This is a genomic window from Agriterribacter sp. (genome assembly GCF_035497235.1).
Lineage (GTDB): Bacteria > Bacteroidota > Bacteroidia > Chitinophagales > Chitinophagaceae > Agriterribacter.
The window spans coordinates 119,458-144,419 of sequence record NZ_DATJEB010000051.1 but is presented as its reverse complement, the minus strand read 5'-3'; the positions used below and the strand labels follow the sequence as shown (position 1 = coordinate 144,419).

Annotated in this window: 20 protein-coding genes; 8 read left to right on the top strand and 12 right to left on the bottom strand. The window is 44.6% G+C overall.

What is annotated here, in order from left to right:
- Positions 1-36: 36 nt before the first annotated feature.
- The 5 genes from infB to prfA form a co-directional block, all read right to left on the bottom strand.
- Positions 37-2,958: a translation initiation factor IF-2 gene (gene infB / locus VL121_RS17865; RefSeq protein ID WP_325407896.1), complete on the bottom strand. Its 2,922-nt coding sequence runs from the start codon at positions 2,956-2,958 to the stop codon at positions 37-39.
- 86 nt (positions 2,959-3,044) lie between these two features.
- On the bottom strand, positions 3,045-4,292 hold the full coding sequence (gene nusA, locus VL121_RS17860; RefSeq protein ID WP_325407894.1) for a transcription termination factor NusA: 1,248 nt from the start codon (positions 4,290-4,292) through the stop codon (positions 3,045-3,047).
- Positions 4,293-4,350: 58 nt separating this feature from the next.
- Positions 4,351-4,821, bottom strand: coding sequence for a ribosome maturation factor RimP (locus tag VL121_RS17855; protein ID WP_325407892.1), 471 nt, complete (start codon positions 4,819-4,821; stop codon positions 4,351-4,353).
- 221 nt (positions 4,822-5,042) lie between these two features.
- Complete coding sequence (locus tag VL121_RS17850; protein ID WP_325407890.1) at positions 5,043-6,092, bottom strand: NAD-dependent epimerase; 1,050 nt, start codon at positions 6,090-6,092, stop codon at positions 5,043-5,045.
- A 232-nt stretch (positions 6,093-6,324) separates the two neighbouring features.
- On the bottom strand, positions 6,325-7,392 hold the full coding sequence (prfA, locus tag VL121_RS17845; protein ID WP_325407888.1) for a peptide chain release factor 1: 1,068 nt from the start codon (positions 7,390-7,392) through the stop codon (positions 6,325-6,327).
- Between the two features lie 147 nt (positions 7,393-7,539).
- Here prfA and VL121_RS17840 point away from each other — a divergent pair, with 147 nt between their 5' ends.
- The 4 genes from VL121_RS17840 (at position 7,540) to VL121_RS17825 (ending at position 11,320) form a co-directional block, all read left to right on the top strand.
- Entirely contained in the window at positions 7,540-8,706 is a 1,167-nt protein-coding gene (locus VL121_RS17840) for an amidohydrolase family protein (RefSeq protein WP_325407886.1), read from the top strand.
- A gap of 28 nt (positions 8,707-8,734) precedes the next feature.
- Positions 8,735-9,454: a tRNA (guanosine(46)-N7)-methyltransferase TrmB gene (trmB, locus tag VL121_RS17835; RefSeq protein ID WP_325407884.1), complete on the top strand. Its 720-nt coding sequence runs from the start codon at positions 8,735-8,737 to the stop codon at positions 9,452-9,454.
- Entirely contained in the window at positions 9,420-9,818 is a 399-nt protein-coding gene (locus tag VL121_RS17830; protein ID WP_325407882.1) for an MGMT family protein, read from the top strand. Before trmB ends, VL121_RS17830 begins: the two co-directional genes overlap by 35 nt.
- Positions 9,819-10,018: 200 nt before the next feature.
- A complete protein-coding gene (locus tag VL121_RS17825; RefSeq protein ID WP_325407880.1) occupies positions 10,019-11,320 on the top strand; it encodes a DUF3748 domain-containing protein in 1,302 nt (433 codons plus the stop codon).
- 26 nt (positions 11,321-11,346) lie between these two features.
- Here VL121_RS17825 and VL121_RS17820 read toward each other — a convergent pair whose 3' ends face one another.
- Positions 11,347-12,372, bottom strand: a complete 1,026-nt coding sequence (locus VL121_RS17820) for a transglutaminase-like domain-containing protein (protein WP_325407878.1) — start codon at positions 12,370-12,372, stop codon at positions 11,347-11,349.
- Between the two features lie 195 nt (positions 12,373-12,567).
- Here VL121_RS17820 and VL121_RS17815 point away from each other — a divergent pair, with 195 nt between their 5' ends.
- Entirely contained in the window at positions 12,568-13,359 is a 792-nt protein-coding gene (locus VL121_RS17815; RefSeq protein WP_325407876.1) for a hypothetical protein, read from the top strand.
- 1 nt (position 13,360) lies between these two features.
- On the opposite strand, the gene VL121_RS17810 is transcribed toward VL121_RS17815, so the two are convergent.
- The 6 genes from VL121_RS17810 to VL121_RS17785 form a co-directional block, all read right to left on the bottom strand.
- Positions 13,361-14,056, bottom strand: a complete 696-nt coding sequence (locus tag VL121_RS17810; RefSeq protein WP_325407874.1) for a DNA-3-methyladenine glycosylase I — start codon at positions 14,054-14,056, stop codon at positions 13,361-13,363.
- A 78-nt stretch (positions 14,057-14,134) separates the two neighbouring features.
- Positions 14,135-14,452 (bottom strand): Dabb family protein, encoded by a 318-nt coding sequence (locus tag VL121_RS17805; protein WP_325407872.1) that lies wholly within the window; start codon positions 14,450-14,452, stop codon positions 14,135-14,137.
- 32 nt (positions 14,453-14,484) lie between these two features.
- The gene (locus VL121_RS17800) at positions 14,485-15,654 is read right to left on the bottom strand and encodes an N-acetylmuramoyl-L-alanine amidase (RefSeq protein WP_325407870.1); all 1,170 of its coding nucleotides are present in this window, start codon (positions 15,652-15,654) and stop codon (positions 14,485-14,487) included.
- 270 nt (positions 15,655-15,924) lie between these two features.
- A complete protein-coding gene (locus VL121_RS17795; RefSeq protein WP_325407868.1) occupies positions 15,925-16,530 on the bottom strand; it encodes a L,D-transpeptidase family protein in 606 nt (201 codons plus the stop codon).
- Positions 16,531-16,814: 284 nt separating this feature from the next.
- Entirely contained in the window at positions 16,815-17,408 is a 594-nt protein-coding gene (locus tag VL121_RS17790; RefSeq protein WP_325407866.1) for a MerR family transcriptional regulator, read from the bottom strand.
- Between the two features lie 51 nt (positions 17,409-17,459).
- Positions 17,460-18,431 carry a M23 family metallopeptidase gene (locus VL121_RS17785; RefSeq protein ID WP_325407864.1) on the bottom strand — a complete coding sequence of 324 codons (972 nt, stop codon included), beginning with the start codon at positions 18,429-18,431 and terminating at the stop codon, positions 17,460-17,462.
- A gap of 136 nt (positions 18,432-18,567) precedes the next feature.
- Between VL121_RS17785 and alaS the strand changes: the two genes are divergently transcribed.
- The 3 genes from alaS (at position 18,568) to VL121_RS17770 (ending at position 24,962) form a co-directional block, all read left to right on the top strand.
- Positions 18,568-21,207 carry an alanine--tRNA ligase gene (gene alaS, locus VL121_RS17780; protein WP_325407862.1) on the top strand — a complete coding sequence of 880 codons (2,640 nt, stop codon included), beginning with the start codon at positions 18,568-18,570 and terminating at the stop codon, positions 21,205-21,207.
- 272 nt (positions 21,208-21,479) lie between these two features.
- The gene (locus VL121_RS17775) at positions 21,480-21,953 is read left to right on the top strand and encodes a Dps family protein (protein ID WP_325407860.1); all 474 of its coding nucleotides are present in this window, start codon (positions 21,480-21,482) and stop codon (positions 21,951-21,953) included.
- Positions 21,954-22,220: 267 nt separating this feature from the next.
- Positions 22,221-24,962, top strand: coding sequence for a PVC-type heme-binding CxxCH protein (locus tag VL121_RS17770; protein ID WP_325407858.1), 2,742 nt, complete (start codon positions 22,221-22,223; stop codon positions 24,960-24,962).

The window sequence follows — 24,962 nt, the reverse complement described above, 5'->3', positions numbered from 1 at the left end:
TGCAAGCGCTATACGCCCCGCTTATTTAACAAAGGTTTACAAGCTCCTTTTTACTTCTTCAATTTCAAACGCTTCCACTACATCGCCTGCTTTCAGATCGTTATAATTTTTGAGGGTAAGCCCGCATTCCATGCCACTCGATACATCTTTCACATCATCTTTGTAACGCTTCAGCGATCCCAGTTCCGCGCTTTGTCCTTCACCGGTAGGATATATAACAATTCCATCGCGGATCAGCCTTACTTTAGAGTTACGGCTTATTTTACCATCTAATACCTGGCAGCCGGCAACAGTTGCTTTATCGAATTTATATACTTCCCGGATCTCAACATTCGCTATTATTTTTTCCGTAATAGTAGGTTCCATCATGCCTTCCATTGCACTCTTCAACTCTTCAATAGCGTTGTAAATAATAGAATACGCCTTGATCTCAACGCCTTCTTTCTCAGCCAGCCTGGCAGCCTGTATGGAAGGACGCACATTAAATCCTACAATAATAGCGTCTGACGCGGCGGCTAACAGCACATCGCTTTCGGTGATGGCACCTACCGCTTTATGTACTACAGACACCGCAATTTCTTCGGTAGATAATTTCTGCAATGAATCGCTCAACGCTTCTACCGAACCATCCACATCCCCTTTAATAATAAGGTTAAGTTCCTTAAAGTTGCCCAGGGCCAAACGCCTGCCAATCTCATCGAGGGTAATATGTTTTTTGGCGCGTATGCCCTGTTCCCTGAGTATTTGCGCCCGGCGGGTGGCGGTATTCTTGGCCTCACTTTCGTCCGGGTATACCTTAAATTTTTCACCGGCCTGCGGAGCGCCGTTCAGTCCTAATATTTGCACGGGGCTTGAGGGTCCGGCTTCTTCAAGGCGCTGGTTACGTTCATTAAACATGGCCTTTATGCGTCCATAAAACTGTCCGCTCACTATAATATCGCCCTGGTGGAGGGTGCCGCTCTGCACCAGCATGGTAGCTACAAACCCGCGGCCTTTATCCAGCGAAGCTTCAATGATCGTTCCTGTGGCCTCGCGCTGCGGATTGGCTTTAAGATCGAGCAATTCCGCTTCCAGCAGAATTTTTTCAAGTAAAACATCCACATTAAGCCCTGTTTTGGCAGATATTTCCTGGCTCTGGTACTTTCCGCCCCAATCCTCTACCAGGATATTCATTGCCGATAACTGCTCTTTTATTTTTTCGGGTGTAGCACCTTCTTTATCTATTTTATTAATAGCAAAAATCATGGGTAGCCCCGCTGCCTGGGCATGGCTGATGGCTTCACGCGTTTGAGGCATCACCGCATCATCGGCTGCAATTACAATAATGGCAACATCGGCTGCTTTGGCTCCGCGTGCACGCATGGCCGTAAATGCTTCGTGACCCGGCGTATCCAAAAAGGTAAGCTTCTTTCCGGAAGCTATGGTTACCTGGTAGGCGCCCATATGCTGGGTAATACCTCCCGCTTCTCCGGCAACTACTTTCGCGCTGCGTATATAATCCAGCAATGATGTTTTACCATGATCTACGTGACCCATTATGGTTATAACCGGGGCCCGCGGCTGCAGATTTTCCGGCTGTTCTTCTATTTCTTCATTTTCATCTTCATCCACATCATCTATTCCAATAAATTCCACTTCAAATCCAAACTCACCGGCTACCAGCTCAATTACTTCCGCATCAAGGCGCTGGTTGATGGATACCATTATACCCAACCCCATACACTTGCCTATTACTTCGGCAAAGCTCACGTCCATAAGGTTAGCAAGCTCACTTACCGTTACAAATTCAGTTACCTGCAGTTTATTGTCGTCCTGCGCCTCACCCGCAAGGTGCTCAGCCTCTTCGCGCCTGGCCCTCCTCATTTTTGATTTGGTGCTTTTTCCTCCCCTTGAAGACCCGGCCAGCTTAGCCTGGGTTTCCCGTATCTTATCCTGTATTTCTTTAGCGTCAATTTCCTTTACTTCCCTGCTATCCCTGCGCTTGTCTCCGGGCCTGCCATGACCAAACCGTCCGCCGCCGGTTGCGCCGCCCTGCGCCTGTGGCTTGTTATCTTTTCTGTCGCCCTGTTTTTGTATAGGCGGCCGGGTACCTTCCCTTCTTTGCTGGGGCCGGTTTTGATCGCCATCCTGGCGGGGTTTTGCCTGGTCTCTTTTTTCTATAGGAATGCGTTTACGCTTTCTTTTTTCCTCCTGTGGTTTGGAAGCCGGCCGCGACTCCGTATTAACAGGCAGTGTAATTCTGCCTACGATCCTGGGTCCCTCTAATTTTTCGGCGCGGATGTTTTCTATCACCGGGCTTTCTTCTTCTTTTGCTTCATCTGCCGGGCTCACTTCGGGAGCGGCAATTTTGGGTTCTGCAGAAGCAACCACCTCTGGCACAACCTCTTCCACTACAGGCGTTTCCTCTTTGGCAGCCTCGGGCTTTTCTTCCGGTACTGCTTCCGTTACTTTTTTCTTAACAGATTTCTTCGGCCGCGTAGAAGAATCTATGGTACTCAGATCAATTTTATCTAATATTTTCGGACCTTCTATTTCCGGCGCTTCTATCTTGGTTATCTCGGGTTGTGAAGGTATTATTTCTGGAACCGGCGGCTGAACGGGCGCTGCTTCCGGCTCGGGAACGGGGGCGGCAGGTATTTCTGCTGTAACCGGCACTTCTTTTTCGGCCGGCTTCTTCTTTCCCTCTTTCCTGAATAAAATTTCTTCCTCATCCTTCTTTTTTCTACCCTCTATAGCATTGCCTTTGGGTATCTCTATCTGGTCGCTTTTAGCTTTGGCAGCCTTGTCAGATGAAAACTCCTGCTGGAGTGAAAAATACATATCCTCCGTTAGCTTGCTGGTAGGTTTCAGTTCATCTTTGGCAAAACCTTTCCCTGTCAGGAAATCAATGAGCGTTTCCTGCCCTATATTAAATTCCTTGGCCGCTGCTAATAAGCGTGGTAATTTTATTTCAGCCATACTTTTTGGTCCCGTATCTCTGATCAGAATGTACGGGATTTGTTTATTTTATCTGTTCTTATAAATGGGCGCCCCTGCAAGGGTCTTTACCCTTTTTGAAATTCTTCTTCCAGCACTTTCCTTAAGGTTTCAATGGTCTCTTTTTCAAGATCGGTCCTTCTTTCCAGCTCTTCTGTTGTTAAATCCAATACGCTACGGGCTGTATCGCATCCGATACGTTTCAGCTCATCAATTACCCATGTATCAATTTCATCTGCAAATTCTTCTAAATCAATATCAAATTCTTCTGTTTCGTTCTCATCATCGCGAAATACATCAATTTCATACCCTGCCAGCTCACAGGCTAATTTAATATTTACACCTCTTCTGCCAATTGCCAGCGATACCTGGTCTGGCTTAAGATATACATTTGCGTGCTTCTTCTCCGCATCTATTTCCATAAAACTCACTTTGGCGGGCGTTAATGCACGCTGAATGAGCAGTTGGGTATTATTAGTCCAGTTAATTACATCAATATTTTCATTTTTCAACTCCCGAACAATACCGTGAATGCGGCTTCCCTTCATTCCTACGCAAGCACCTACAGGGTCAATACGGTCATCATAAGATTCTACTGCCACTTTTGCCCTTTCGCCGGGCTCGCGTACTATTTTACGTATCACAATCAGTCCGTCAAAAATTTCCGGAACCTCAATTTCGAGCAATTTTGCCAGGAAAGAAGGATGTGTACGGGATAAAATAATAACAGGCGAATTGTTTTTCAATTCCACCTTTTTCACCACCGCTTTTATATTCTCCCCTTTCTTAAAGTAATCTGAAGGTATTTGTTCCGATTTAGGTATAATCAGCTCATTACCGTCTTCATCTAATAATAATACTTCTTTTTTCCATACCTGGTATACTTCAGCACTAATAATTTCTCCCACACGGTCGGCATATTTTTTAACCAGGCTGTTTTTCTTCAGATCGCTGATCCGGCTGGCCAGGGTTTGCTTGGCAGCCAGGATAGCCCTGCGGCCAAAATCAAGGATATCTACTTCCTGGAATAATTCCTCGCCTACTTCATAATCCGGTTCAATTTTAACAGCATCGCTGTATGCCACTTCGGCTACAGGGTTTTCCACCTGCCCGTCCTCTACAATTGTGCGGCGATGAATAATTTCAAGGTCTCCCTTTTCCGTGTTCACAATGACGTCAAAGTTTTCATCAGAACCATATTTTTTACGGAGTAAGGTTTTAAATACATCTTCCAGCACCTTCATTAATGTGGGCCGGTCTATATTCTCCGCGTCTTTAAAATCCTGAAAGGATTCAATAAGGTTAATACTTGCCATATTACAGCTTTTTATCCTTCAGCTAAACGAAGGCGTAACCTTCATTCAGTAAGGGGCGTTAAAATTGAATTTGAATTTTAGTCGTTTTAATGTTATCAATGCGTATCGTATGTTCCAATACTTCCCGCTTTTTATTTTTCCCTTTTATTTCCTCCACCTGAATCGCGGTATCATTTACCGCCATTAACTTTCCCTCTACTTTGCTGCCGTCATGCAAAAGCACTTCCACGTTTCTGCCCGTATTTTTAATATACTGCCTTATTAGCTTCAATGGTTCATCCAGCCCCGGGGAGGATACTTCAAGAGAAAAATTGCCGTCAGGAAAAATGCCGCTTTCTTCCACCAGTTTATATAAAGCCCGGTTGTACTTTACGCATTTATCTATTGATACACCGGTATCGGCATCCAAAAACACTTTTATGTTGTTGGTTGGAGCTATTCTGACTTCCACCAAAAAATAGCCGGGGTTTTCAGCCAGTAATGTGGTCATCATTTGTGTTATTACCCCCGTTGTTGCCTCACTGCTCATAGTCTGATAAATGAAGAAGGGAACGAATCGTTCCCTTCTACCGTTCCTTTTCCTGCGGCAAAGTTAGGGTATTCATATAAAGCACAAAAATTTTTTACTCCCGCAGTTTATCTTATCGCTGAAAGCGTAAAATTAAGCCGTTAATATTCTCCCCGGCTGCTGGTGTAGCTTCATACAAACCAGTCCACCTGCCCCTGCCGTTCTTTACTACTTACCACTTACTACTTGTAATACCCCCTGTACCATTCAATAAAACGCTGTATACCCTCCTGTACTTTTGTATCGGGCTTATAGTGCAAATTGTTTACCAGGTCCTGCACATCGGCACAGGTAGCCGCAACATCTCCCGGCTGCATGGGCAGGAACTGTTTTTCGGCCTTTTTGCCCAAACTATCTTCAATGGCTTCAATAAAGTCTAATAAACGAACCGGGTTGTTATTTCCAATATTATATACTTTATAGGGAGCGGTGGAAGTAGAGGGGTCGGGGTGGGTAGCATCCCAGGAACTGTTGCCGGCGGGGGGATTATCAATTACCCGCACTACCCCTTCCACGATATCGGCAACATAGGTAAAATCTCTTACCATATTACCGTTGTTAAACACCTGTATGGGCTTATTTTCGAGTATGGCTTTGGTAAACAGGAACAGGGCCATATCCGGTCTGCCCCACGGCCCGTATACCGTAAAAAAACGAAGACCCGTGGTAGGCATTTTAAACAAATGACTGTAGGTATGCGCCATCAGCTCGTTACTTTTTTTACTGGCAGCATATAAAGAAATGGGATGATCTACATTATCGGACGTGGCAAAAGGCGATTTGCCATTGAGTCCGTATACACTTGAGCTGCTGGCGTAGGCAAGGTGCTTAACATTATTATGACGGCAACATTCCAGTATATTAACGAAACCTACAATATTGCTGTTAATGTATACATCCGGATTAGTGAGGCTGTAGCGTACACCCGCCTGGGCGGCAAGATTACATACTTTGTCGAACTGCTGGGCCGCAAATAATTTTTCCAGGTTTCCTTTATCTTCCAACTGAAGCTGAATAAACCTGTAATTAGCATGTTTGGAACTGGACACCAGTTTATTATATTCAATATCGTTTTTTTCTATACCGGCGGTTTGCAGGCGGTTGTATTTGAGATTTATATCGTAATAATCATTGATGCTATCCAATCCCACTACTTCATCTCCCCGCTGAACCAGGTAATTAGCCAAATGAAACCCTATAAATCCTGCAGTGCCGGTAATTAATATTTTCATTATTTATTATTTATGGTTACAAAGTAAATAAACTAACGGCAGATAAAGACCTCACCCCCGCCCTACTGAACATCGTTCGGGCGGGCTCTTTCCCTCTTCATACCGTAGGAGAGGGATGGTACTGTATAACAATACCAGGGCAAAAATTCTTCCATTTCAACTATTAAATAAAAGCGAGCAATACTGATATTCCCCGAAACATGAAACCTACACCAATCTCAAATTCTAAATTTTAAATACTCTCATGCATCAGTTTTTCTGCATTTTCCGCAAACTGGAGCGCATCAATAAACGCCTGCAGATCGCCATTCATTACATCATCCAGGTTATATACGGTAAGGCCTATACGATGATCGGTAACCCGGCCCTGCGGGAAATTATAGGTTCTGATCTTTGCCGACCGGTCGCCTGTACTTACCAGGCTTTTCCTGTGCCGTGCAATTTCATCTTCCTGCTTGCGCACCTGTTCTTCATATAGCCGGGTACGCATCATCTGCATGGCTTTTTCGCGATTGCCCAATTGCGAACGTTCCGTTTGGCATATAATAACCGTGCCGGTAGGAATATGCGTTAACATTACCTTGGTTTCTACTTTATTTACATTTTGTCCGCCCGCGCCGCCGCTTCGCGAGGTTTCCATTTTAACATCGCTTTCTCTTAATTCAAAATCTACTTCATCTGCCTCGGGCATTACCGCCACGGTAGCAGCACTGGTGTGCACCCGTCCGCTGGCCTCGGTATGGGGTACCCGCTGCACCCGGTGTACGCCGCTCTCAAATTTCAGAATACCATATACATCTTCCCCTGCTACTTCCAGCTCAACTTCCTTATACCCGCCAACAGTACCCTCATTTTCACTAAGGATCGTTGTTTTCCATCCCCTGCCTTCGCAATAGCGGATATACATGCGCAGCAAATCACCCGCAAACAATGAAGCCTCATCTCCTCCCGTTCCGGCACGTATTTCAAGAATGGCATTTTTTTCATCCTGCGGATCTTTGGGTATCAGCATCTGGCGGATGCCGGCTTCCATCTTTTCCTTTTGTTCTTCTAATACAGGCAGCTCCTCTTTAGCCAATTCCCGCATTTCCGTATCATCTCCATGCAATACTTCCGTATAAAATGTAATATTCTCCAATAGCTTTTTATATGCATCATACGACTGCACAATCTTTTCAAGACTGCGGTATTCCCTGCTGGTAGCGGTAAACTTTTTGTTGTCATTTACAATTTCCGGATTGGTTAACGCAACACCCAACTGGTCGAATCTTGCCTTTATCGCTTCTAATTTGTCTAACATTACGATTGGTTCCACAATTGCCCGTGGATGGTTTTGTGTTATTTTTGTGTTTCCGGCTGTTGAACCGCCGCGCAACTTATCTTGCGTTGCACCCTTCAGGTTCCGGTAAGCCTTTCAGCTTTTCAGGGCAGCAAAGTTAATTCAGCTATGGCGTATTGCAAATTTCAGGCAGATCAATTATTTACAGGGCGCCAACTGCACAATGATTCACATACACTTGTTACCGATGAAAAGGGTACTGTACTGGATATCATAACAGCAGACGCAGGAGAGGACGTTCAGCAATTCAGCGGCATACTTATGCCCGGACATGTAAATTGCCACTGCCACCTGGAGCTCAGCCATATGCGCAACCGCATCCCCACAGCGCAGGGGCTTCCTGCCTTTATATCGGCCGTAATGCATTTGCCGCAGGTTGAACAGGAAGAAAAAAACCGGCACATGGCCTTGGCCGACCAGGAAATGTACGATAAAGGAATTATAGCTACCGGCGATATTTCTAACCAAATGTATTCTTTACAGCAAAAAGCCAAAAGCCCTATACAATGGTATAATTTTCTTGAACTCACCAACCTCAATGATGCAAAAGCCCTGGAACGGGTGGCACTATACAGCCGCATGGCAGATGAATTTATACAGGCGCTTCCGGCTAATTCAGCGGCAGCGCTTTCTCCGCACGCCGTATACAGTGTATCGCCGCTTACCTTTTCCCTCATTAATACCTGCACAAAAAATAAAACCATAAGCATACACAACCAGGAATGTGCAGACGAGGATGAACTGCTCATGAAAGGAAGCGGCCGTTTTATTGCGTTTTATGAAAGTATCGGCCGCAAGTCCATACCGTTACCCCTATCCGGGAAAAGCAGTGTACGCACCTGGCTGCCCTGTTTCAACAACAGACAAACCATCATTTTGGTACACAATACTTATATGACTGAGGAAGATATTGTGTTTGCCAATACATATGCTTTACAAAACGAATTGCAGTTGGTATATTGCCTTTGCCCCAATGCTAATGTATATATTGAAGAAAAACTACCGCCGGTTGATCTTTTTATCAAACACAATTGTCATATTGTTTTGGGAACAGATAGTTATGGCAGCAACCGGGAATTGAGCATCACCAGTGAAATGGCGGCTATTCGTGCACATTTTCCGCATATTCCGGCAGCCACCCTTTTGCAATGGGCTACCTTAAACGGAGCGGAAGCCCTGCATTGGGAAAATAGCCTGGGCAGCTTTGAAAAAGGTAAAAAGCCGGGCATCGTACTGGTAAAAAATGATTTAAGCGATTCGGTAAGGATACTGTAAGCCGGCTCCTCCTTATCTTTGTTTGCTTATGGGCCACAAAAAATTAATACGGTTTGAAGCCATTAAAACCTTCCCTAACGTATTGCAATACCCGCAGGGCATGCAGGGAAAATGGAATGCTTTTTTTGGCAACAGCAATGGCATTACGCTGGAATTAGCCTGTGGCAAAGGAGAATACACGGTAGCGCTGGCGCAAAAATATCCCAACCGGAATTTTATTGGTATTGACCTGAAAGGCAACCGCATATGGGCAGGCGCAAAAAAATGTATAGAAGAAGGAACAAAGAATGCCGCGTTTGTACGTACACAAATTGAAAAGATCACCGATTACTTTACGGCCGGGGAAGTACAGGAAATATGGATCACTTTCCCCGATCCGCAGTTGCGGCTTTCAAGAGCAAAGAAGCGGCTCACGCATCCCCGGTTTTTACGGCTGTACCGGCAAATACTTGCGCCTGGCGGTTTTATTCACTTAAAAACAGATTCACCCAACCTATACGATTTTACTAAACTGGTGTGCGGAATATATGAACTTCCTGTAATGGAAGATGAGGAGAATGTATATGCCCGGCAGGAGATCAGCGAAGAGCTGAGAATAAAAACCTATTACGAAAGCTTAGATATTGCCGGAAGTAACCGGGTGCATTATTTAAAATTCCGTTTGCCCGAACAGCTTCTCCCGGAAAAAGATGAGCAATTAAAGCAGTTATTACGTGAAACGCAGATCAAAACCGGCAGTTACAAATAGCAAAACCGTTATACCGGTAAAAGTAAAGCGAAAGGATTCCTTTTTTGAATCCGTATATGATGTAGTCCGGCTGATACCCAAAGGACGCGCTACCTCTTTTGGCGCCATTGCGGCTTACTTAGGTACAAAGCTATCGGCCCGCATGGTAGGCTGGGCAATGAACGCGGCAGGCACCGCGCTTCCGCCGGTACCGGCACACCGCGTAGTAAACCGCAATGGTATGCTGAGCGGGAAACATCATTTTGCCACACCCACTTTAATGGCGGATCTTTTAAAAAGTGAGGGCATAAAAGTTAAAAACGATACCATTGTGAATTTTGAACAAATATTCTGGGATCCGGCCAAAGCATTGGAGCCCGGATAGCAACCGTATGTTGGTACAAAGTATAGCTGATACCGGTATCAGCGGCTCACATATAATTTTTACGCTGCACCTATAGTATCTTTCATCCCTGTTTTACTCTATACACAGTTATGCATAGGCCATATAGAATAATCACGCCGCTGGCTTTTTTGGTTTTTTTTTTAATGGCTTCCTGTTCAAATAAAAAAATAAACAAGCCAATGCGCTTTACGGAAAAACAGCTTACCCATGATCCTCAGGGCCATTTTCTAAATTCAACCCAGGTTTTTTCTCCCGATGATGAATGGATCGTATATGATACCCGCAATGATGATGGCGGCATTGGCGTTACCGGCAGTATTGAAATGGCAAATGTGCCAACGGGTAAAATACAGCCCCTGTACCATACTCAAAATCAAACAAAATACGGCCCGGGCGTAGGTGCGGCAACGTTTTCACCGACTAACCCTACAGTTTTGTTCATTCATGGTATACGCAATGCCAATGAAGCACATCCCTATGGGTTTACCCGCCGTACAGGTGTGGCCATCCATACCACCAAGCCTTTTGAGCCTGTATTTATGGATGCCCGCAATATAACGCCCCCTTTTACACCCGGGGCTTTGCGCGGCGGAACGCATGCGCATTCCTGGAGCGGCGATGGGCAATGGATAAGCTTCACCTACAATGATTACATCATGGAGCAACTGTCCAAAACAGATACTGCTGTTAAGGATCTGAGAACCATTGCCGTAATGATGCCGGGAACAGTAACCGTTCCTGATGATGGCGCAATGGAAAATAATAATGGGGCATATTTTTCGGCGATAGTGGCAAAGGTTACGGAAAAACCTGAACCGGGGAGCAATGAGATAGACAAAGCGTTTGATGAGTGCTGGATTGGCAGCAAAGGATATCAAAAGGCCGATGGAAGCTGGCAACATCGTGCTGTTGCTTTCCAGGGCAATGTGCGGAATGAAAAAAATGAAACGATAGCAGAAGTTTTTGTAACCGATATTCCGGATGATATTACCAAAGCTTCGCCAGGCGATCATTTGGAAGGAACTGCTCGCACCCGGCCTGACCTGCCCGCGGGAGTTGTACAAAGAAGGATTACCCATACCCCGGAGGGCATTCAGGGACCAAGACATTGGTTACGCACCACCCCCGATGGATCCCTGATTTTATTTATGGCAAAAGATCCAAAGGGTATTATTCAGGTTTATGGCGTATCGCCCAACGGGGGTTCCATCAGCCAGGTTACTTTTAATGATTTTTCTATCCAGGGACCTATTAATATAAGTCCGGATGGCAGTTATGTTTCCTATATAGCAGATAATAGTGTATTCATCACCGGTATACAAACCCATTTGGCTGAAAGGTTAACGCCCCGCGGTACTGATGAAGATGTCCCCTTCGGTGCGGCAATATGGTCGAACGATGGCCGGATATTAGCTTTTAACCGCCGGGTAAAGAAGGAAGAGAAGAAATATGTGCAGATATTTTTACTAAGGAAGCAATAGATAAGGTTTAAGCAGATGGTGAAGCGCTAATCCTGGCTCACGGTTTCAAAAGTACCTTCCCACTTCACTTTCGTAAAAGGTTTGCCATCTATTTCAACATATGGATCGGCAAAAATATTCAATGCCGGCCCTTGCTGGGCGGGCTCAAGCACCACATCTCTTCCATGCGAAATTGTAAGATAGCGGTTGCTTAATGTTCCAAATAAATAATCCCGGAGTTCCGGATGTTTATCGGCTTCAGACGCATCAATGGTAATCCAGCCCGGCCCCTGCACATAAAACCTGGCCCAGCAATGCCAGTCTTTTACTTTCCCTTTACCCGGGGTAGCGCTCAATGGCAAGCCAAAAACATGGTCTGCCGGAATTCCCTCAGACCGGCACAATGCAATAAAAACAGAGTGGTAGTCTGAACAATCGCCCGTTTTGCTGTTGCAGGCCCATAGCACATCGCCAATTCCTGCACCCGGCGCTTTATAATTGTAAATCATGTTATCAATCAAGTAATCATATATCTGGCGTGCCGCTTTAATGGGCTCTTTTTCTAACTGCAACTGCTGATGGATGGTTTCAACAGGTCCATCAAGAGGAATCAGCCTGTTACTCGCCAGGTAAACCTTCATCTTTCCGCCAATATCCGCTTTTGGTAAACCCGTCAGAGTCCTAGCTTCCGGCACCGACTTCTCCTTTAATTTTATTTTATATCTTAAAGTAATAGTTAAGCTGTCTTTAACGTTTGCCTTATTCATCATAACCTGGCTATAATATACCTGGTTGCCATATTTGCGTTCAGTAGTTATTTTCCCTGAGCCTGATCCGGATAACAACGCTACTGTTTGACGTTCATCAGAAGAGGGAACAGGTATCCAGCAGTTTACTTGTTTTACGCCGGAAGGAATATTGGTGATATGGCAGGTATAGGTGAGTGTTAATATACGGGGCTGCGTAGTATCGGCATAGCCGGTATGCATAATAAAAGCGGCCGCTGATAATATTACATACAACTTGTATGAACGCGTCCCCCGGGAAAACAAAACACCCCGTTGTTCCTTCATTTTCAGGTATTTAAAATATTTAGATAAAATATAAGCGGATGCAACAGTTTTCAACAATTAACGCTCAGTTTCAGTTAGCACAAACATAAAAACAAGCAGCCGCAACGCCACTATGAAGATAAGCTAAATGATGCCCATCAAAATCATCTATCCTATAAAGTGACCGCGTGAATCATTTTTTATAAAACTTTCGTTATGCAACAGAAATACATTTTATTTTTCAGCCTGATCACTCTTATTATATGCAGCAGTTGCAACCGTTACTACTATAAGCCCAACGGTGTAAATACCCCCCTGTTTACAGATGCCGGCCAGGCGCACCTGAACGTAGCGGGCAGTATAGGCGGCAATAGCGGGGATTATGACTATGAGGGAACCCGGTATGTTTTTGATTTACAGGCATCGGTTTCTCCTGTAAAGCACTTAGGCATTATAGCCAACTACAGTACCTATGGATATACGCCCGATAACCCCGATGCCACGAATGGTAACGTGGATGGCAAAGCGCACTTACTTGAGTTTGGCGTGGGCGGATATTACGCCAAAGGCAACAAATTTAAAATGGTTACCGACTGCTATGTGGGCTATGGAACCGGCCAGATTAGAAGTGATGTAGATATGCGCATAAATCGTTTTTTCATACAGCCGGGTATTGGTGTTCGCTCCCCCGCATTTGACGCGGCTTTTAATCTGCGCTTTGTTAGTGCAAAGTACAGCCACTTTAATGCAAAGGGAATGACTAATGATTACCTCATGCAGCAAAACCTTATCAACAGCAGCGGGCGACGGATTGATAATACCAATTATGCTTTTGTTGAACCCTCTTTTACGGTAAGAACAGGATACAAATTCCTTAAAGTACAATTGCAAATGGTATTTGCACAGGAAATAACAAGCGTACCCTGGGACTATAATCCTTCCAGGTATACAGTTGGACTTTATTTCAGCTTAGAAGACGCGATAGCGGAAGCCATGAGCGGCCGGTAACTTACCGGTTCCAGGCGGGTTTGCTCTTTAGTGTTTTTTTATATACCGGGCAATCAGGCGTGTGCGCACCGGGTAGGTATCCTGTGCTAAGGAGAAACTCATTTACAATTTCACCTCCCGTGAATTTGAATGTAGCTTTGAATAGCTTCATCCACTCTTCTTTGGTTTTAGGATGATGATGCTCTATCCAGTTTTTAAAGGAACCAAATTCTTTTTGAAGCTGCAGCACCGCCCTGGCATTTTCAATAGCAGCATTCACTTTCAGGCGGTTTCTTATAATACCGGCATCATGCAGCAATCGCTCTCTATCTTTGTCTGCATATTTTGCAATACGGGCTATATTAAAGTTGTGATAGGCTTTCCGGAATCCTTGCTCTTTTTTTAAAATGGTAGTCCAGCTTAAGCCCGCCTGGTTAATTTCCAGTATTAAACGGCAAAACAATTCATTATCATCCCCAATGGGAAACCCATAGTGGTTATTGTGATAATCCCTGTGCACATTTTCTTCCTCAGCGCTTAATCCGTTTACGTAACTGCAATAGCTCATAGTGTGATAGGTGATTGTATAGCGGTCAGCAGCAGTCAGGTATGAGGCATGTGAGGTATCAGGTATTAGTGTATAACTATTAATGATAAGCTCCATCCTCCTTCTTTCACTGCTCACTTTCCACTTTGCTTTTGATGCTTTGTATTTCATGCGCTGCCTGACGCTTCCCTGGTTGCGCACCGACTGCTCTCATTTTCAAATTTTCAAATCAGCACATTCTCACATTTTTCAGACGTTCACCGTATCATATACCACCACTTTTTTCCAGAGGTGCTTGCATTCATCAACGAACTTTAAATGAATAGGATCGGTTTGGTAACTATCCTGGTGTGCTTTATTATCAAACAACAGCAGCCATGATACAGAATAGGAACTGTCTATTACATCACGGCTGGTATCAGCAGGTTTGCCAATGTAAAAGGTTTTAATGGTTTTTACAGCGGAGAGTTTATGCAATCCGGCAACCAGTTGCTCAAAATCTGTTTGGCTGCCAGGGTTATTCAACCAAAAATAAACGTGATGGATAAAAGTACTGTTATCACTCATAGTTTGTGTATTTGGGCAAATTTATGAAAAGCTCACTTCATCTCCTTCAGCCAGTCTTTTATGCCTTTGTATATTTTTTTGGCCACCGCATTATGAAAGCGGGGATCCAGTATATGTTTTTCATCATCCGCATTACTTAAAAAAGCCACTTCCACCAGGCAATTAGGGTAATCTGTTGGACCGTTAAGGGCAAAATTAAAAGCACCCACATTCCCGGCTTCAGCCAAAGGAAGCTCAAGCATGCGCCGTAATATAGCCTGAGACAGGCTCCTGAAGCCAATATAACGGTAATAAGTACCCGTTCCTTTAACAGCCATATTACCAGAAGAGTTAAGATGAATACTGATCAGCAGGTGCGGGCTTTCAGCTCTTAACATTTCCACGCGTTCCGGCATCCCCAGTGTAGTATCCTTTTCGCGGGTCATATACGTGGCCACTTTTTTCCGTTTCAGTAATTTGTTTACCGCCTGCGCAATATTAAGCGCGTAATCTTTCTCCTTTACATTACTGGTTACGCCGGTAGCGCCTGTGTTGGTTCCGCCGTGCCCTGCGTCAATCGCTATTTTCAGTTTACGGATATTTAAGTCCTCAGGCTGTCGTTTTACAAGTATCACCAGCTTTTTCCCTGTACTGTCATAGCCAATATGGTATCCCCAGTGCTGCATATGCTTTAATTCAATATAAACCCGCATCACATCATCTTCTGTTTGTTCATACCATGCGTTTTTAATTTCCTTTGCCGACCCCAATTGTGATATCCAGTTGGTATTGGAAGTAGCGCCAAAAATATCCACCACAATACGTGCCGGACTGATCTGCTGCACACTGCGATAGGGCAATCTTTCATCTAAGCTAATGGTAACATAATCGAACTGACCATCTCCATATATATGCCAGCCTGATGTAAGATAATAGGGCGCCGGCACTTTGCATGGCAGCCATTGGGTATTGCTTTTAGCGATATAGGCAAAATGATTTTCAGAAAGCTGCACTTTATAATCGGTGTTCACAGAATCCACCACCCGCATTACTACGCCCGAATCCAGGTAGGTCATTTTAGCGCCGCCCAAACGGTCTTCACCCAATCCATATTTTAAAAAAGGAAGTTTACCCGCGGTTTGTACCATCATCGTTTTTGCAGTATCCTGGGCGGCAGCAGTAAGGGGAAAACAAAGTAAGTAATAAAAAAGCGCTTTTTTCATCGGTTGAAGATAAAGTAAACCCGATATAAAAAGAAAACCCCACGGCAGGCAGTGTGGGGTTTCTTTTTGTTTATCCGTTATGTTTTACATGCACGGAAAAGATAAGCACATCCATATAGATTGCAATCGGGTGGCTTTCGCTGCAAGACTTTTCTTTTTTATACGAATGATAATTATTACCGGGTGCGCAACAGCAGGAATACGGGATTAAGCGATAAATGATTTAGCTTTTGATAACAGAAAAGGGGAAGCATAATAATGATGTGTTTATCATTTCTCAATGATCACTTCTGTACCAATGGGCAGCATATCATACAACTCATCCATATCGCTGTATCGTACAGCAATACAGCCGGCCGTCCAGTTAATATATTTGTCAATCACCCATTCTTCATTGGGGCGGGTGCCATGAATGCCTATTCCACCACCAATAGTGGCTTTTTTGGGTATAACACCGGTTGCCTTACGGGCTTGAAATTTTTCGTAGCTTTCTCTGGTTGGATAATCGAGCATCAAAAATTTACCCCATTGCTTATGGATCTTCTTACCTACAATCTGGAAATGCCCTTCCGGTGTAAGCCGGTCGCCTTCCATACGCTTATCTTCCTGGCTTTTATTGCCAAAAACCACGGGGTAGGTGCCGTACCATCCTTCCTGGTCATACAGGGTCATTTCATAGGCGCCCTTTTTTATTACCAAACGATAAGCCGAACTGGCGGGGATATTCGCAGCTTTCTGTTTAAACCGGGTAGCCGGAGTATCCAAAGCGGCTGAAGAAGTATCATTTAAAGGAAACGGTTTTTTATTAATACTTTGAAAACCAAAGCATGTTCCAAGTATTAAAAATGCAGCAAAAAAACGGAGCGGATTGATCATAGTGCATCAACAATTAGGCATGAAAAAAAACGCATAGCCGGGCTTAATATTTCTACTTACGCATTTCTTTACCCTTTGATATAACCGCAAATTAAAAGCCGCTAATTGTTACTTTTTACATAATAAATGGCCATGCCGCTCCAGGTTTACCCTACAAACTGTTAAAATGTTTCCACCTGAAGTAAGTAAATACTCTATTTACTCCTGTAGATAACAAGAGGATAATTACCAAATCTCAACCCGCAAAAAGCATACGCGTAGTACACCGCCCGCTATTAAACATATTATAAACCGGCTTTAAGCTCTAATAAAAATCCTCTGAGCTTTTCTAAACGCTGCACAATTCCAAAGTGTTGCTGCGCTTTTGACTTGTTCTTTTTCAGGTAGTCCTTTGCACCTTCAATGGTATATTTCTTTTGCCGTAACAAGTGATGGATGAGAAAAAGGTTCTTAATATCTTCCGGGCGAAAATGCCGGTCGCCCTTTCTGTTCTTCCGTGGCTGTAAAATATCAAATTCGGTTTCCCAGTAACGCAGTAAAGAAGCATTGAGGTTAAACATTTCAGCCACTTCGCCAATACTGTAATATTGTTTTCTAAAAAGCACTTCATCCTCCGGGATGCTGATCATGGCAGATTCGGCATCCATTTCCTTTATTGACTTTCGTCCTCTTTTGCCTTTTTTTACAGGAATATTTTCCTTTTTCTGCCTGGCGGGAGATGCCGGTGCATGGAGCGGTGCTGCCTGATGAGCAGGTTCGGGTGTGGCATTAGCTACGGGAATAGCTGGCTGCTCCTGCTTGTCAGGCACAGTCCTGGACGCAGGTTTAACCGGCTGCTCTGCTGCATAAGATCCAAACAAGTCTAACTGCTTACACATACTGCTAAATTAACGGTATGCAGAAAAAATGATACCGGAAATTATCAACATTTAATCAAAGCTCTGATTGCCGGAGGCGGCTATTTTTACGATCCTGTCAAATTGTTCGGGTGTAAGATCATTATAAAAAAAGTAAATCGGGTCAATATGCCGCTTATTTTTTCGAACTTCATAATGCAGGTGCGGTCCTGTAGATTTGCCTGTGCTGCCTACCCAGCCTATTAACTCTCCCCGTTTTATTTTTTGACCCACTTTGGCTTTAATGCGGTATTGATGCCCGTACAGGGTTTCATAACCGTAGCCATGATTAATAATAACATGGTTACCGTAACCATTGCCGGTATTGCCGGCCAACCGCACCACGCCATCTGCTGTTGCATAAATAGGGGTTCCCTGCGGCGCGGCAAAATCAAGGCCCGCATGCATTTTTACGGTTTTATAAACGGGGTCAATCCGGTAGCCGAAGCCCGAAGCTACCCGGCTAAGGTCTTTATTGCTCACCGGCTGAATAGCCGGGGTAGCTGCCAGCAATTTTTCCTTATCCCGTATCATGGCCTCAATCTCTTCGTACGATTTTTCCTGAAAAGCGATACGGTTCATCATTTTATCTAATGTAGCCGCAATGGAATAAGCCAGTTCATTATCCTCCATGCTTTCTGCCAACTGCGCTTCCTGCTGTTTTTCCATACGCTTTGCCCTGGCGCTGTCTGGTATAGGATTAGCTTCAAATATCTCACGGTACACGTGATTGTCTCTTTTTTCCAGTTCTGCCATCTGTTGCTGCATAAATTTCACCTTACCATTCAGCAGCCGGTAATCCTCTTTTATGCGCTCGTTTTCCTGGCGCATAAGCATTTCTTTAGGTGAATCTATAAGCTGGAAAGCAATGACCACTATTATTAAAGCGGTTACTACCGCCCCGGCTAAAAACCCCAGTATACGCAGGAGCTTCACCCGCAGGGGAGTCACCAGTTTTTCGTAACGGAGTGAATTGGTATTATAGAAATACTTTATTTTTTTCATGAAGCAGGTATCTGACGCCGGCTTTATTCAGCATATAAAATCCAGCTATAATTTAACTACCTTCGCCCCCGGTTTTTCGGGTAAAGGCAAATATAAAATTTAAACGTTCAAACCCCACAAAAAATATAACGGAGTAATGATGACTTCAGTACAAATAAGGCAGGCTTTCCTTGATTTTTTCCAATCCAAACAACACCACATCGTTCCATCCGCTCCTATTGTTGTTAAAAACGATCCTACGCTTTTGTTTACCAATGCTGGAATGAACCAGTTTAAGGATTATTTCCTGGGAAATAAAAACGCGCCTTACCAGCGGGTAGCCGATACACAAAAATGTTTGCGCGTAAGCGGTAAGCATAACGACCTTGAAGAAGTAGGGGTAGACACTTACCACCATACCATGTTTGAAATGCTGGGCAACTGGAGCTTTGGCGATCCTGCCCGGCCGGAAGGAGGCTACTTCAAAAAGGAAGCTATTGCCTGGAGCTGGGAACTGTTAACGGAAGTATATAAAATATCAAAAGACCGTATATATGTAACCATTTTTGAAGGAGATGAAAAAGAAGCCCTGCCCAAAGATGAAGAAGCATATAATGAATGGAAAAAAGTAATTGCGGAAGAAAGCATATTGCCGGGGAAGAAAAAAGATAATTTTTGGGAAATGGGCGATACCGGGCCATGCGGCCCGTGTACAGAAATACATGTAGATTGCCGGAATGATGAAGAACGAAAAGCCGTAGACGGCAAAACCCTGGTCAATAACGATCATCCGCAGGTAATTGAAATATGGAACAATGTATTTATACAATTTAACCGCTTAAAGAACGGCACACTTGAACCGCTACCGGCACAACACGTAGACACCGGTATGGGGTTTGAAAGATTGGTGCGGGTACTGCAGGAAAAAAATTCAAATTATGATACGGACATTTTTACGGGTACTATCGCGCATATAGAAAAAATAACGGGGCAGCTATACGATTTCGGCAGCAGTAAGCAGGCTGTAGCTTTTCGGGTGCTTGCCGATCACATCAGGGCCATTTGCTTTACCATTGCCGATGGGCAGCTACCTTCCAATACCGGCGCGGGCTATGTAATCAGAAGGATATTAAGGAGAGCCGTAAGGTATTATTATTCTTACCTGAATTATAAACAGCCTCTCCTCCACCAATTAGTAATGCATACGGCCCTGCAGTTCAAAGCTGTTTTCCCGGAATTGTACCAGCAGGCAGCATTTGTTACAAAAGTGGTAAGAGAAGAAGAAGATGCATTTTTGAGAACGCTGGAGAAGGGTTTGAAACGCATGGAGGATATTATCGGGTCAACAGGTAATAACACCGTCATTTCAGGCAAAGACGCGTTTGAACTATATGATACTTACGGGTTTCCTGTTGACCTTACACGCCTCATTGCCGAAGAAAATAAATTAGCGGTAGATCAGAGCGGCTTTGAAAAGGAAATGCTGGAACAAAAAAATCGCAGCAGGGTGGCAACAACTATTGACACCGAAGACTGGATTGAAGTGAACAAGGCCGATAAATTAGGTTTTGTTGGCTACAATGATCTGCTGGTAGAAACACTTGTGGTTAAGTATAGAAAAGTTAAAGCAAAAGGTAAAGAGCAATACCAGTTGGTATTAGCCACCACGCCCTTTTATGCCGAAAGCGGCGGCCAGGTGGGCGATAAAGGTATACTTCAGTTTGGAGAGGAAAAGGTTATCGTTACAGATACAAAAAAAGAGAATGACCTGATCATTCATTTTATAGAAAAATTACCGGACGATATTACGCTGCCCGTTACCGCTTCGGTAAATTTCGAAAACCGTTTGTACACCATGTACAATCATACCGCCACGCATTTGCTTCATGCCGCGCTTCGGCAGGTATTGGGCAAGCACGTAGCGCAAAAGGGCTCACTGGTTTCACCCGGCGAACTCCGTTTCGATTTCTCACATTTTGCTAAAGTTACCGAAGAAGAGCTATGGAAAGTGCAGGCGCTGGTGAATGAAAAGATCCGCGAGAACATTCCGGTTGTAACTAAGGAAATGCCTAAAGAAGAAGCATTACAATCAGGCGCTATGGCATTGTTTGGCGAAAAATACAGCGATAGGGTACGGGTAGTAACCATTAACCCTTCATACTCTGTTGAATTGTGCGGCGGAACGCATGTTGGCAATACGGGCATGATTGGCTTCTTCATCATTGTTTCAGAATCTGCGGTAGCAGCAGGCGTAAGACGTATTGAGGCACTTACAGGTACGGCAGCTTTGCAGTATGGCTACGACCGCATAAGCGGGTATAAGCACATCAGCGAATTACTGAAAGCCAAAAACCCTTTGAAAGCCATTGAAAAGCTGATAGAAGAAAAAAATGCATTGCAGAAGAAAATGGAAGGGTTAGAAGCCCGGCATTTAGTACAGGTAAGGAATGAACTGCTGCAAAAAGACGAAATAGTAAATGGCGTAACTTTTATTGGCGACATTGTACAGGTAAGTCATGCAGATGCCTTAAAGAAGATTTGTTTTGATGTAAAAAATAATCTCCGGGATTACTTAATCGTACTCTGTGCCAATATTGACGGCAAACCCTTTGTGGCCGTGGGCATGTCTGAAGTAGTTGCAGCGGCAAAGCAATTAGATGCGGCCAAAATCATTAAAGAGCATATTGCACCATTGATAAAAGGAGGCGGAGGAGGTCAGAAAACACTGGCCACAGCAGGTGGGCAGGATGCATCTCAGTTACGCCTGGTTATAGAAAAAGTAAGATCCCTGCTGTAAAATATGGGGAATATAGCGAGTACACCTGTAGAATTTTTTCCTTAGTTCCTGTAATATGCTTTACCATTATAAAATGATCCGGTAATTGAAATGATGTAGCAACAGATGCATGAAGCCATGTTGTTATTACGGTAAAAGCAACGCCGGCAGTGTATTCCCGGATATTTGAAACAGAGAAACCGGGCGCCGCCACAGCTTAAAATATCCCTATGATTTTTATCAGGTTTTTTATGGTTTAATTCTTGCACCTTTGTATACAAAAAATAAAACATATGGCTAACGTAAACATTGGTATTACCGAAAAAAACAGGCAGGCTGTTGCAGGAGCATTAAACCAGGTTTTAGCAGACGAGCATATATTGTACAACAAAACCCGCAGCTACCACTGGAACGTGGAAGGTCCGAGTTTTATGGAATTGCATAAACTCTATGAAGAGCAATATACAGTGCTGGCCGAAATCATTGACGAGGTTGCTGAGCGGATACGTACTGTTGGACATTTTGCGGAAGGAAGGCTGAAAGAGTTATTGAAACTGGCCACTTTAGACGAGCCCCAGGTGCCTACCCGGTTTGAAAAACAAATACCTAACCTTGATGCCGATCATGAAACCATCATTAACAACCTGCGCAAGCTGATCAAGGATTTTGATGAAAAGTATAAAGATATCGGCAGCAGCGATTTTTTAACCGGGTTGCTTAAACAACACGAAAAAATGGCGTGGATGCTGCGATCTTATGTAGGATAGTAACATTTGCTTATTTGCAAAGGAGACAAAGACCGGTCAGTCCGCTTGTCTCCTTTTGCTTTTTTACCGCCGGGAGCGCCCTCCCAAAGTATTGCAGCGGAAAATGTAATTATAAAACTTGCTTATTAAATGCGGTAAAATGAATAATTTCAATACCGGTTGCCTGCATTATACCTGTACGGCACCCCCCGGTTAAATCATATTATTCATTCAAAATGCCTTTACACGATGCGCCTGCCTTTACTTCAAGCACTTTTTTTATTTCTCGTGGTCTGTCTTACCGGATGTGCAACGCCGCCCGATCAGGCAGCTATACCCAAAATTGACAGGGAGTATGTGCTGGATGCTAAAATGACCGGGTATACCGGCATAGGAGGCGATATAGAAGGCATAAGAAATCCCGTATTACGGGCAAAAAAGGGAGAACGGGTTATGATCAGGATCATTAACGGGGAGGTGATGTCGCACGATATCGTATTTGAAAAGGCAGGGATGAAAAGTATGCCTGTAGCAGATAAAGGCGATACGGCCAGCGTAGTGATAGAAGCAAAGGAAAACGATGTCTATTTTTGCAGTATTCCCGGCCACAGGCAGATGATGCAGGGGCGTTTTGAAATAGTAGAAAGCTTTGATATAGCAGTGGTGGATGAAGGCGTATCGCCCCGTAAAAACGGCAAGCCATTGAACCTCGGCTTTGAAAGAGGAAACTTACAGGACTGGAAAGCTACCGGAGATGCATTTAAACCCGGATCAGTGGCTTTTGATGCCGCTCCTTTATATCCCGATTCTTTCCGGTTAAAACAGGGTGGCGACTACTACATAAGCAGTGGCGGCACTTCCCATTACCAGGCTACCGGAACCTTAACTTCAGCAACTTTTGAAATAACAGATCCCTGGGCTTCTTTTAAAATATCGGGCGGAGCGCTGGAAGGGGTAAGGGTAGAATTATTACTCGCCGATTCTGCCCGGCCTTTCTTTAAAATTTCGGGACATATTACAGACGATCATATAACCGGCCCGCGGCAGGCTGCTTTCAGACCTGTAGTGGTTGACCTGAAGCCCTATCTTGGCAAAAAAATGTATATCCGGCTGGTAGACGAGGAAAACGGAAAAGTTCCCGAGATCCATTATATCCGCGATAATGTGTGGGCGCATATTGCCTTTGATGATTTCCGTTTCCACCGGGAACGGCCGAAATTTAGGAATGAATTGCGCCCGGAAGATATTGTGATCCTGCCGGCAAGGGATATCGTTAAATATGCAGGACTTTCGGGAACGGAAGCCGCCAAAGCCATGACGGTACCAGAAGGCTTTTCGGTACAACTGGCGGCCGCGGAACCAGCCATTGTTAAACCTATTGCATTTACGCAGGACGACAGGGGCCGCCTGTGGGTGGTGGAAGCGCAAACCTATCCTGTGCGGGCTGAAGAAGGAAAAGGCAGGGACCGGATACTTATTTTTGAAGACACCGATGGCAATGGCACGCTCGACAGCCGGAAAGTATTTACAGAAGGGCTTAACTTAGTTAGCGGTATAGAACTGGGCTTTGGAGGCGTATACGTGGGCGCCGCACCCTATTTATTATTTATTCCTTTTGATGAAACAGGAGACAGACCGGCAGGTAAGCCCGAAATACTATTGGATGGATGGGGTTATGAAGACACGCATGAAACATTGAATACCTTACGCTGGGGACCGGATGGATGGTTATATGGTACCCATGGCGTATTTACCCATTCCAACGTGGGAAAACCCGGCGCTCCTGATGCCGAACGGCAACGCATAAACGGTGGCGTATGGCGCTATCATCCCGTTCGCCATGAATTTGAGGTATTCGCCCATGGCACAAGCAATCCGTGGGGGCTCGACTTCAATGATTATGGCCACGCTTTTATTACCGCCTGTGTTATTCCGCATTTGTATTACATGATACAGGGAGGAAGGTACCACCGCCAGGGCGGCGAACATTTTAACCCCTATACCTATAACGATATTAAAACCATTGCCGATCATGTGCACTGGATAGGCAACAGCGGGCCGCATGCCGGCAACTTCCGGTCGGCCGCCGCGGGTGGTGGCCATGCGCATGCCGGGGCAATGTTTTACTTAGGAAACAAAAGCTGGGGACGCGACAGGAACGCTATTATGATGAATAACCTGCACGGGCACCGGGTGAATACAGATATGCTGTCGCGTTCCGGCTCAGGATATACGGCAAGCCACGGCAAAGACTTTATACTAAGAAATGATTCCTGGTCGCTCTGGCTCAATTTTGAGATCGCGCCCGGCGGATCGGTGTTTGTAATAGACTGGTACGACAAAAACCAATGCCATAACCCCAACCCGGCCGTCCATAACAAAACGCTGGGGCGCATATTTAAAATTTCACACCGCGATGATAAATGGGATCCTATAGACCTGGCTAAAAAAACAAACTTAGAATTGGTGGCACTGCAGCTTAATGAAAATGAGTGGTACGTAAAACACGCCCGTCGTTTGCTGCAGGAAAGAAAAACGGGTAGCGATGTACACCAGGCTTTATGGAAGATATTAAATGATAACCCCGATGTTACCCGGAAATTACGCGCTTTATGGACCCTGCACGTAACAAAGGGAATCAGCGAAGAACAGTTACTGAACCTCCTGGAAAATAAAAATGAATATGTGCGCTCCTGGGCTATACAATTGCTGGCGGAAGAGAAAAAAGTTTCTGCTAATGCACAGCATCGTTTTGAAGCATTAGCTAAAAATGATACCGCTGCACTCGTGCGCCTGTATATTGCTTCAGCACTCCAAAGAATGGAACCGAACCAGCGATGGGATATTATTAAAAATCTTTGTACCAGGAATGAAGATAATACAGATGCCAATATACCGCTGATGGTATGGTATGCATTTGAACCGCTGGTAGCGGCAGACCCCTCCAGGGCTATGGCTTTGGCAAAAGATGCCAAATTGCTCAATATGGCGGGCTATGCAGGGCAACGTTTGAGTGAAGTAAAAAAATAA